Annotated in this window: 6 protein-coding genes and 1 pseudogene; 4 read left to right on the top strand and 3 right to left on the bottom strand. The window is 73.5% G+C overall.

The genetic code is table 11. The features are described from left to right. Positions 1 to 434: 434 nt before the first annotated feature. A complete protein-coding gene (locus tag FF36_RS30530) occupies positions 435 to 2,480 on the bottom strand; it encodes an MFS transporter (protein ID WP_044888683.1) in 2,046 nt (681 codons plus the stop codon). A 486-nt stretch (positions 2,481 to 2,966) separates the two neighbouring features. Between FF36_RS30530 and FF36_RS30535 the strand changes: the two genes are divergently transcribed. The 3 genes from FF36_RS30535 to FF36_RS30545 all read left to right on the top strand — a co-directional run bounded on the left by FF36_RS30535 (position 2,967) and on the right by FF36_RS30545 (position 6,086). After that, complete coding sequence (locus tag FF36_RS30535; RefSeq protein WP_044888684.1) at positions 2,967 to 3,911, top strand: alpha/beta fold hydrolase; 945 nt, start codon at positions 2,967 to 2,969, stop codon at positions 3,909 to 3,911. A gap of 204 nt (positions 3,912 to 4,115) precedes the next feature. After that, the gene (locus FF36_RS30540) at positions 4,116 to 5,267 is read left to right on the top strand and encodes a DUF2889 domain-containing protein (RefSeq protein WP_242419913.1); all 1,152 of its coding nucleotides are present in this window, start codon (positions 4,116 to 4,118) and stop codon (positions 5,265 to 5,267) included. Between the two features lie 126 nt (positions 5,268 to 5,393). Further along, the gene (locus FF36_RS30545) at positions 5,394 to 6,086 is read left to right on the top strand and encodes a TetR/AcrR family transcriptional regulator (RefSeq protein WP_236706338.1); all 693 of its coding nucleotides are present in this window, start codon (positions 5,394 to 5,396) and stop codon (positions 6,084 to 6,086) included. 273 nt (positions 6,087 to 6,359) lie between these two features. On the opposite strand, the gene FF36_RS30550 is transcribed toward FF36_RS30545, so the two are convergent. Both FF36_RS30550 and FF36_RS30555 read right to left on the bottom strand, forming a co-directional pair. Next, positions 6,360 to 8,573 (bottom strand): glycosyltransferase family 39 protein, encoded by a 2,214-nt coding sequence (locus tag FF36_RS30550; protein WP_044888685.1) that lies wholly within the window; start codon positions 8,571 to 8,573, stop codon positions 6,360 to 6,362. A gap of 84 nt (positions 8,574 to 8,657) precedes the next feature. Then, entirely contained in the window at positions 8,658 to 9,596 is a 939-nt protein-coding gene (locus tag FF36_RS30555) for a dolichyl-phosphate beta-glucosyltransferase (RefSeq protein WP_479686805.1), read from the bottom strand. A gap of 481 nt (positions 9,597 to 10,077) precedes the next feature. On the opposite strand from FF36_RS30555, the pseudogene FF36_RS30560 reads away from it, so the two are divergent. After that, a pseudogene (locus FF36_RS30560) lies at positions 10,078 to 10,320 on the top strand (IS256 family transposase); the annotation flags it as partial.

A 10,320-nucleotide genomic window follows, 5' to 3' on the forward strand; every position in this document is an offset into this window, starting at 1 on the left:
GAAAACCATGGGTCGACGGTAGAACAACACACCCCGGATGTCGAACACATGTTCGTACGCTGTGAGCGGAGACGACACGGGAACCAACCCGCACTTGCACGTCCCGCGCGAACAACGCCAACCACAACAACCGGATCTGGCCGCCACACCCTTCGCGGTCCGTGGGCGGTACCGGCTCTCGACGGGTGTACTGGCGCGCCGAGTCTCCCGGCAGCCACCCAGGAAGGGCGACCGTGGCAGCAGCCGACGTCCGCGGCAGCAGAGCTGGGTGGCGTCGTTGGAGGGTAGGCGTCGCAGGCAGGCGGCGCGGAAAGGCGGGCGCCGAGGGTGAGGTGGGCGGGCGGCGCGGGTGGGAGAACATCGGTGCGGCCGGGGGAGGTGGACGGCCGTCCGCCTCCCCCGGGCACAGGCAGTGCGCGGCTAGGGATGCGCGGCTAGGGGATCCGTACCGTCGGCGCGTCCAGGTCGACGCCCGCCTGGTCGGACGGCCGCATCCGCCCTGCCGGCAGGACGCTCCTGGCCGGTTGACCGCTCCCCGCCGGGTGGCCGTTCTCGGCCGGGTGGCTGTTCTCAACCGGGTGGCTGTCCTCGGCCGGGTGGCTGTTCTCAACCGGATGGCGGATCTCCCTCAAACTGCTGCTTCCTGCCGGAACAGCAGCGCCGTCGGTGTGGGCAGCGCCGTCGGTGATGGCACCGCCGTCGGTGATGGCACCGCCACCGATGGTGCCGCCGTCCGCGGTGGGGCCGGCGGCGGCCTCGGCGGCGAGCAGCGTCTCGACGTGGACATACCGCGCGCCGCGCAGCAGGGAGGCGACGGCTGCGATCAGCGACATGGCGATGGCCAGCGAGAACACGATGATCAGGCCGTGGTGGAACGGCGAGGCGATCAGGTGCGGGAAGAACTCCTTGCCGGTCAGCGCCTGGGCGTTCGCCGCGGGAAGCTGGTGCAGGGTGCCGTCGCCGAGCAGGTTCTGCATCGGGTTGTAGCCGAGGAAGGCGGCGAACAGGCTGCCGACCGGCGGCAGGTTCGCCACCCGGTCGGTGACGTCGGCGGGCACGCCCTGCGCGGCCAGCCCACTGTGCAGCGAGTGCGGCAGCGTCGAGGACAGCCCGGCGATCATCAGGGAGAAGAACAGGCCGATCGACAGGACCTGGCCGGAGTTCATGAAGGTCGCGCGCATCCCGGACGCGCCGCCGCGGGCTGCCGCGGGCACGGCGTTCATCACCGCGGTCGTGTTCGGCGCGGAGAACAGGCCCGAACCGATCCCGTTGAGGACCAGCAGCGCCGCGAACGCCGGGTAGCTGAAGTCCGTCGGCAGCAGCAGCAGGCCGACGAAGGTCGCCGCGACCAGCGTCAGGCCGCCGGTGGCGAAGGCGCGGGCGCCGAACCGGTCGGACAGGAAGCCCGACACCGGGCCCGCCACCAGGAACCCGATCGTCAGCGGCAGCAGGTAGATGCCCGCCCACAGTGGCGTGTCGACGTAGTCGTAGCCGTGCAGCGGCAGCCAGATCCCCTGCAACCAGATGATCAGCATGAACTGCATCCCGCCGCGGGCGATCGAGGACAGCAGGACCGCTGCGTTGCCGGCGGTGAACGCCCGGATCCGGAACAGCGCCAGGTTGAACATCGGCTGCGCGGTGCGCCGTTCGATGAGGACGAACGCGACCAGGACGGCGGCGCCGCCGATCAGTGCGGCGAGCACCTTCGGGTTCAGCCAGCCCATGTCGTGGCCGCCGTAGGGCTGGATGCCGTAGGTGACGCCGGCGAGCAGCGCGGTCAGCCCGACCGCGAAGGTGATGTTGCCCCACCAGTCGATCCGCGCGGGTGCGCGCCGGCCGGTGTCGCGCAGGCTGCGGTAGGACCAGATCGTGCCGGCCACGCCGATCGGCACGCTCACCCAGAACACCGCGCGCCAGTTCCACTCCGACAGCAGTCCGCCGGCGACCAGCCCGATGAAGGAGCCGGCGAGCGCGGCGACCTGGTTGATGCCCAGCGCCATGCCGCGCTGGCGGGTAGGGAAGGCGTCGGTGAGGATGGCCGTCGAGTTGGCCATGAGCATCGCGCCGCCCACGCCCTGGACGACCCGCCAGCCGATCAGCCACAGCGCCCCGGACGAGCCCTGCCAGGGGGTCAGAGCCAGCCCGATCGAGGCGACGCTGAACACGGCGAAGCCGGCGTTGTAGATCCGGACCCGGCCGAACATGTCGCCGAGCCGGCCCAGCGTCACCACCAGCACGGCGGAGACGAGCATGTAGCCCATCAGCATCCACAGCAGGTAGCTGACGTTGCCCGGCTGCAGGGGATCGAGGTGGATCCCGCGGAAGATCGCGGGTAGGGAGATGATGACGATCGAGCTGTTGACCGTCGCCATCAGTACCCCGATGGTCGTGTTCGACAGGGCGATCCAGCGGTATCCCGAGTGGTCGTCCTGGTGTGGCCGGCGCGCTGCGTCGACCGGAGTCCCCGCTGTCGTGGACATCCGGCGCTGCTCCCTCCATCACCGATGCGGGCCGGGCCCGCCGCTGCGGGCGGTGCCGGGCGTGCTGCATGGCATGGGCGCGAGGCGGGTCGGCCGGGGGCCGGGAGGCATCTCGTCGCTGCGGTGAGGGGCCTGGGTACCTTCTGCGTCGGGCGTGTGCCCGCTGCGTCTGGCGCATGCCTTTGGTCGGGTCGACCGTGTGCCCCGCGTCCACGTCGGATAGTTGCTTGACTCATACTAACAACCGCGCCTGTCGATCGGCATTCCCACCGCTGGGATCGCATTGCGGCTCGAAGCGGCACACGTCGACGCCGGAGCGTCCTACATTGCTCGCTGGACGGATCGAGGCTCGCTGGACGGATCGAGGTTCGTGGGTCGGATCGAGGTTCGCGGGACGGATCGAGGCTCGCTGGACGGATCGAGGTTCGTGGGTCGGATCGAGGTTCGCGGGACGGATCGAGGCCGGCGCGAGGAGAGCGAGGCGACGTGGCGACCGATGTCGAGGGCACGTTGGCGGCCGACGACTACGACGAGTTCGGACTGCTACACGAGAACGCCGAGGAACTGGGCCTGCCGTTCGCGGGCCGGCCCGACGTCAGCCGCGGCTACGTCGACCTGGCGGCCGACCGACGGCTGAGCTACATCCGCTGGGGCACCGCCGATCCCGAGGTGGTGTTCCTGCACGGCGGCGCGCAGAACGCCCACACCTGGGACTACGTGGCGCTCGCGCTGGGCCGGCCCGCGGTGGCGTTCGACCTGCCCGGCCACGGCCGGTCGTCCTGGCGCGCCGACCGCGACTACGGTCCGTGGCGCAACGTCGAGGCGTTGGAGGCGGCGCTGCCGGCCGTGGCGCCGAACGCGGCGGTCGTGGTGGGCATGTCGCTCGGCGGCCTGACCGTCACCCATCTCGCCGCGACGCGCCCCGACCTCTGTCGCCGCGCGGTGATCGTCGACGTCACCCCGCAGGTCAACGACCCGAGCCGGACGATGACGACGGCCGAACGCGGCTCGGTGGCGCTCGTCTCCGGACCGCCGACCTACGCCTCGTTCGAGGAGATGGCCGACGCCGCGGTGGCGCTCAGCCCGCTGCGGGCCGCCGCCGGGGTGCGCCGCGGGGTGCGCCACAACGCCCGCCGGCTGCCGGACGGCCGCTGGTCCTGGCGGTACGACCTGTTCGGCCCGCCCCCGCCGGGAACCCCGGACTGGCTTGACTTCACCTCGCTGTGGGAGGAGGTCGACACGATCACCGTGCCGGCGCTGCTCGTGCGGGGCGGCGAGTCGAAGTACGTCCACGACGCCGACGTCGCCGAGTTCCGCCGCCGCCTGCCGGCCCTGCGCTACGCCCTCGTCGATGGCGCCGGCCACGCCGTGCAGAGCGACCGACCCCTGGAGCTCGTCACCCTGATCCGCGACTTCGCCTTCCCGGCCTGACCGACTCCAGCCCCTGCCCGGCTCCAGCCCCTGCCCGACCCCAGCCCCCAACCGCCCCAGCCCCTGGACCGACTCCGCACCCTGACCGGGAGCGCACCCGCACCCCCACTCGGGCTGCGGGTGTCCGGCCTGCCCGTGGTCGATGTCACCCAGCGCAGCGGGATTGTGCAGGGTAGATTCACCACTGGCTTTACTGTGTAAAGGGTGACGGGTTATGCCGCGGGCGCGGCCCAGAAGGGCGGTGCGCCGCTGCGGCGTGCCGCCCGACCGGGCTCGGAGGTCCAGATGCCGTCTCCCGTACGACCGCTGCCGGCACTCGCCGAGCTGACCCCGCCGCCGGGTAGTCCACACCGGGGCGCCCCGCCGCGCGTGCCCGGATCGGTGCGCCGCACCAGCCATCTCAACGTGACCTGGCCCGACGGCTTCGGGTCCCCGATGCACCTGCACGCCGGCGCCCGCGACCTCGTGACCGGGCGCGACAGGCAGGCGACGGTGGTCGACTCCGCGCAGCTGCGCGTCACCATCGACAGCACCCGGACGCTGCGTTCCGTCACCAGTGTGCCCCCGCGCAAGGCCCTGGACGGCCTGATCGGGCAGAGTGGTGGCCGCGGCTACCGTGCCCGCCTGCGCGAACTGGTCCCCGAGGACGTCGCCACCGGATCGCCGCTGCACTTCCTGCTCGACGACATGCCCGGCGCGACCCTCGTGGCGCCGATCGCCTGGCGGCTGTGGCCCCGCGAGCAGGAGAAACTGACGGAGTTCGCCGCGTCGACGGCGGCCAGCCGGGTCGAGGCGATGCGGGAGGTCTGCTCGGGATGGCGGGCTGACGGCGCCCCGCTGGAGCGGATGGCCCAGGGTGGCGGGTTGGAACAGAACCTCGTGCCCGCCCATCCGTTGGAGCAGCCCGACGACCCGCTGGCCTGGCACCGGATGCCGGCGCCGTCCGGCGATTCGGCGATGTTCCGCCGCCGGCGCCGGGTGGACGTGGTCGCGCCCGAGCCCGGGACGCCCCACGGCCTGCTCACCGTCGACTCGATGTTCCGGGACAGCATGTGGAGCCCGCAGGGGGTGGAGACGGTCGTCCACGAGTACGGCGTGCACGCCACCGTCGACCCGGCCACCATGCGGCTCGTCGGGCTGCGCGCGGACCCGCGGGTGCTGCCCTTCGAGACCTGCCCGTCGGCCGCCGACAACGTCGACCTGCTGCTCGGCGAGCCGATGCGGACCCTGCGGGCCCGGGTCATCCGACTCGTCGTCGGCACCGACGGCTGCACCCACCTCAACGACGCGCTGCGGGCGCTCGCCGAGGTCCCCGTCCTCGTCGACCACCTCGTCACCACCGGCCGCATCGACTGACCGACCGGGGTCGGACGATCGTCCGGTCCGTGGGGGCGCCGGTTTTATACTGACCGCGGGGCGTTCCCCGGGGGTGCCGGGGAGGGTGGCGGCGCCCGGCGACGTCGACGTGTCTCGGGTGGTGAGGTGGCGGCAGGTGCCCGTCCGGCTACGGCGCGCGGCGCGCAGGCGTCCGGCGCGCCGGCCGGTGCGGTGCGGGCCCTGGGGGTCGACGACATCGTCGCCGCCGCCCTGCGGGTGGGGACTCACCGGGGGTTCGAGGCGCTGACCATGCGCGCGCTCGCCGAGGAGCTCGGGGTGTCCGCCATGGCGGCCTACCACCACGTTGCCAGCAAGGACGCGCTGGTCGACCTGGTCATCGACGCGGTCCTCGCCGGCGTCGAGATTCCCCCGCCCGACCTCGGCGACTGGGACGTGCGCCTGTGCGAGCTGCGCCGGCGCTGCGCCGCGGCCCTGGAGGCGTGGCCGGGTGTCGACGTCCTGGTCTACGGCCGCCCCCCCACCACCCAGGGGTGGCGGATCATGGACGGTTACCTCCAGATCCTGCTGGACGCCGGCCTGACGCCGAAGAACGCGCTGCTCGGCTTCAACGTCCTGCACGACTACGGCATGGCCCGGTCGATCCAGCGCCGGCTGCGCGAGGGCGCGGGTACCGGTGTCCCGAGCGACCGGCCCGCGCAGTGGCCGGCGCTGAGCCGGGTGGAGGCGATGTGGTCGCAGGTCCACGGACGCGACCTCACCGCCTTCGCCGACACCCTCATCGTCGACGGCCTGCGCGCCCTGCTCGCCAGACAGCACGCCGCTCCCGACACCCCCTGACCACCCGCCCACTCGTCCAGGTGGAGATCGGCATGGGCTCGGGGGTCCGCCCCGGCCCGGCCCGCCCCGCGGTGCGGTTCCGCGGAACCTCCTGACTGTCGGGGCCGGACCGCGCCCTCATCCGGACGGCGTGCTGATCCGGGCGCGCCGATCGCAGCGGAGGGGCCGAAACGCCCGCCGCGGCGGCGATGGTCCCCGGGAGGTCCGTCGCCGCCGTGGCGGGCAGGGTCAGCCGTTGTCGTGCCCGGCATCGTCGTGCCCGGCATCGTCGTGTCAGCCGTTCGTGCTGGTGGCGGTCAGGTCGTAGACCGTCTGACCGCCCACCGTGGTGGCGGTGAAGTGCGCCGCAACCCAGGTGGCGATCGCGGTGCCGGTGCCCGTGGCACGGTCGCCGCCCATCCCGCCGCCCATGCCCCCGCCGCCGGCCAGGAAGTAGTGGATCTTCCCGTCGGCGACCCACTGCTGGAACTGGGCCAGGGTGGGCGCCGGGTCGCTGCCGTCCCAGCCGCCGATCGCGATCACGGACTGCCCGCTGGCCAGTTCGAGCTGCGCCGCGCTGGTCGCGCCGCCCGTCGTGGCCGCGGCCCACGTGGTCGTCGACCGCGCCAGCAGCGCCGTCAACGCCGCGTTCGCGGACTGCTCGCCGCCGCCTCCGCCCGCCGCCATCCCCCCGGCCGTCGAGGTGCCGCCGGTCGTGGACGTGCTGCCGGCCGTCGAGGTGCCGCCGGTCGTGGATGTGCCGCCGGCCGTCGAGGTGCCGCCCGCCGTGGACGTGCTGCCCGCCGTGCTGGTGGTGCCGGTCGTGGTGGTGCCGCTGGTCGGGGTGGTGCCGGTCGGCGGGGTGGTGCCGGTCGGCGGGGTGCCGCCGGCACCGAAGCGTCCGCCGTTGCCGCCGGGGCCACCGCCCATGGCGGCGCTGGACGGTCCCGAGGTGGGGATCGAGCCGGTGTGCGGATGCGCGGCGGTGCTGACGGCGTAGGCGGTGCTGCCGGCGCCGACGGTGAGCACCGCCGCGGTGGCGAGCACCGCGGTCACCCGGGTGAAGCGGGCCGCGCCGGCGACCAGCGCGGCGGCCAGGGCCAACGCGGCGACCAGCACGATCCAGCGCAGCGCCGGCAGCCAGGTCGGCACCCGGTCGAGCAGCACGAAGCTCCACCCGCCGGTCAGCGCGATCATGGCGGCGAGTGCCGCCCGCGCCGGGAACTGGTCGCGGTCGCGCCACAGCGCGGTCCCGCCGGCGGCGACGAGCGCGGCGATCGCCGGCGCCAGGGCCACGGTGTAGTAGGGATGGATGATCCCGCTCATGAAGCTGAACACCAGCCCGCTGACGACGAGCCAGCCGCCCCACAGCACCAGCGCGGCCCGCGCCGGGTCGGTGCGGGGTGCCCGCCTGGTTCGCCACAGTCCGACGACCAGCACGAGCAGCGCCGCGGGCAGCAGCCAGGAGATCTCCGAGCCCATGCTCGACCCGAACAGCCGGGTGATCCCGGTCGCGCCGCCGAAGCCGTTGTTCCCCCCGCCGCCCATCCCGCCCCCGCCGCCGCCGGCCCCGCCGCCGGAGGAGCCGAGGATGCGGCCGAGACCGTTGTAACCGAGGGCGAGCTGCAGCAGGCTGTTGTCGGTGGAACCGCCGATGTAGGGGCGTGACGACGCCGGCCACAGGTCGACCAGGGCGACGTACCAGCCGGCCGAGACGACGATCGCCCCGGCCGCGCCAGCCAGATGCAGCACCCGGCGTCCCAGGCCCGTCGGCGCGGCGACCAGGTACGCCAGGCCGAGTGCCGGGACGACCAGGAACGCCTGCGCCAGCTTGGTGAGGAAGCCGAAGCCGAGGCAGGTCCCGGCGAGCATCAGCCAGCGTGCGCTGGCCCGCTCGGTCGCCCGGACCGTGCAGTAGGCCGCGGCGACGAGGAGCAGCACCAGCAGGGCGTCCGGGTTGTTGAAGCGGAACATCAGGGCGGCGACCGGCGTCAGCGCGAACGCGGCGCCCGCGAGCAGCCCGGCGGTGGCGCCGGCGCTGCGCCGGACCGTCGCGTACAGCAGCCCGACGGCCGCGACCCCCTCCACCGCCTGCGGCGCGAGCACGGACCAGGAGGAGAAGCCGAAGACCCGCGCGGACAGCCCCGAGATCCACAGCGCCGCCGGCGGCTTGTCGACGGTGATGGCGTTGCCGGCGTCCAGGGAGCCGAACAGCAGCGTCTTCCAGCTCTGCGAGCCCGCCTGCGTCGCCGCCGCGTAGAAGCTGTTGCCGTAGCCGGAGGCGCTGAGGTTCCACAGGTAGAGCAGCGCCGTGCCGGCCAGCAGGGCCAGCAGCGCCGCCCGGACCCAGACCGGATCACCGGCCGGCCCGCGGGCCAGCCGCCCGAGCCGCCCGTGTCCCCTGCCCGGCGGCGGAGGCGGCGGTTGGGCCCAGCGCCCGCCGCCGCGCGGCCGCGGGGCGAGCCGGATCGTGTCGGATGGGTCGACGTTGGGTGCGGTGGTCGTCATCGAGAAAGCTCCAGAGTCAGTCGCGGCAAGGCCACCCACCCGACGGGCGGGTTCAGTGCGGGATGCCGCGGGATGCGGGCGGGCTCAGCGCAGGGCGCCGGTGCCGGCCGGGGCGCCGGTGCCGGCCGGGGCGGCCTGCCGGTCGGCGTCCGGCTGCGTGGGTCGCTGGTCGTGCGGGTCGCGCTGGTCGTGGAGGTCGTGGAGGTCGCGCTGGTCGCGCTGGTCGCGGGGGTCGGGGTGGGCGTCCGGGTAGGGCGTCAGGTGGGTGGGCAGCGCGCAGGCCGCGGTGAGCGGGCGGCGTCCGATCCAGGAGCGCAGGTGGGCGACGGGCACCGCGCCGCTGGCGATCGCCCGGCGGACCCGCACGATGCCCCGCAGGTCGGCCAGGGCGGTGGCGACGATGTCGACGCGGCTGTCGGGATCGTCCACCCAGTCCACGGGCACCTCGTGCACCCGCAGTCCGCAGCGTTCGGCCAGGACAAGCAGCTCGGTGTCGAAGAACCAGCCGGTGTCGGCGACGTGCGGCAGCAGGTGTGCGGCGACGTCGGACCGGATCGCCTTGAAGCCGCACTGCGCGTCGCGGAACCGCACCCGCAGCGTCCGGCGCAGCAGCAGGTTGTAGCAGCGGGAGATGAACTCCCGCTTCGGCCCGCGCACCACCCGTGCCCCGCGGCTGAGCCGGCTACCGATCGCCACGTCCGAGTGCCCGGAGATCAGCGGCGCGACCAGGGGGAGCAGGGCGCCCAGGTCGGTCGACAGGTCGACGTCGGTGTAGGCGAGCACGTCGGCGTCCGAGGACGACCACACCTCCCGTAGCGCCCGTCCCCGTCCCTTGAGGTCGAGGTGGGTGACGGCGACGCCGGGCAGCTCGGCGGCCAGGACCCGGGCCAGCGCCAGGGTCCCGTCGGTGCTGGCGTTGTCCGCGATCGTGATCCGGAACGGATACGGGAACCGGCCGAGGAGAAAGGCGTGCAGCCGCCGAACCGACGGCGCGAGATCCTGCTCCTCGTTGTAGACCGGCACCACCAGGTCCAGAACGGGATGATCCGCCCGGGGTGGCCGCGGGCTCGGCTGTGTGACTCTCTGATCGGCGCGCCCCTCCCGGCCGACCTGCCCTGCGGAAGGCTGGCTCGAGGACCGCGGGTAGTCGGACCGCGGGGCGATGGTGCGCGGGGCGATGGTGCGGGAGACATCGGAAATCGGCAGGAGTGTCATGCCCTCACGGTCGGCCCCCCGCCTGCGCAGACCCTGTGCGACCTCTGTGTGATCCCTGTGAACCCCACCGCCCGACAGCCCGCACGGCTGAAGCCGCATGGATCAACGCCTGGCCGTCTGTCTCCGTCTCCCCACCAGCCGCCGACGCGACGGCGTCATCTTTCTCGACGAGGCACGAGGAGCAATGGTTGAGACCTGTGGATCGGCTGGGGAGGGCGTACCTTCCCGGTGATCGAGGTTGAGGTCTCAGTCAGGCCGACGTTGACGCGTCGGTCGGGAAGGCACGCCCGTGCTCACGGTAGTACCCGAGGAGAACACGCCCGCCGATGGTCCGGCGGGCAGCCCGTCGCTGATCGATGAGATCGTCCGGGAGGGTGCCCGGCGGATGCTCGCCGCCGCCCTGGAAGCCGAGGTCGACGCCTACATCGCCGAGCTCGCCGACCAGCGTGACGCCCGTGGCCGTCGGCTGGTGGTCCGTAACGGTCACGCGCAGCCGCGGCAGGTGATGACCGCCGCCGGCGCGGTCGAGGTC

This window comes from Frankia torreyi (assembly GCF_000948395.1).
In the GTDB taxonomy this organism is placed as follows: Bacteria; Actinomycetota; Actinomycetes; order Frankiales; family Frankiaceae; genus Frankia; species Frankia torreyi.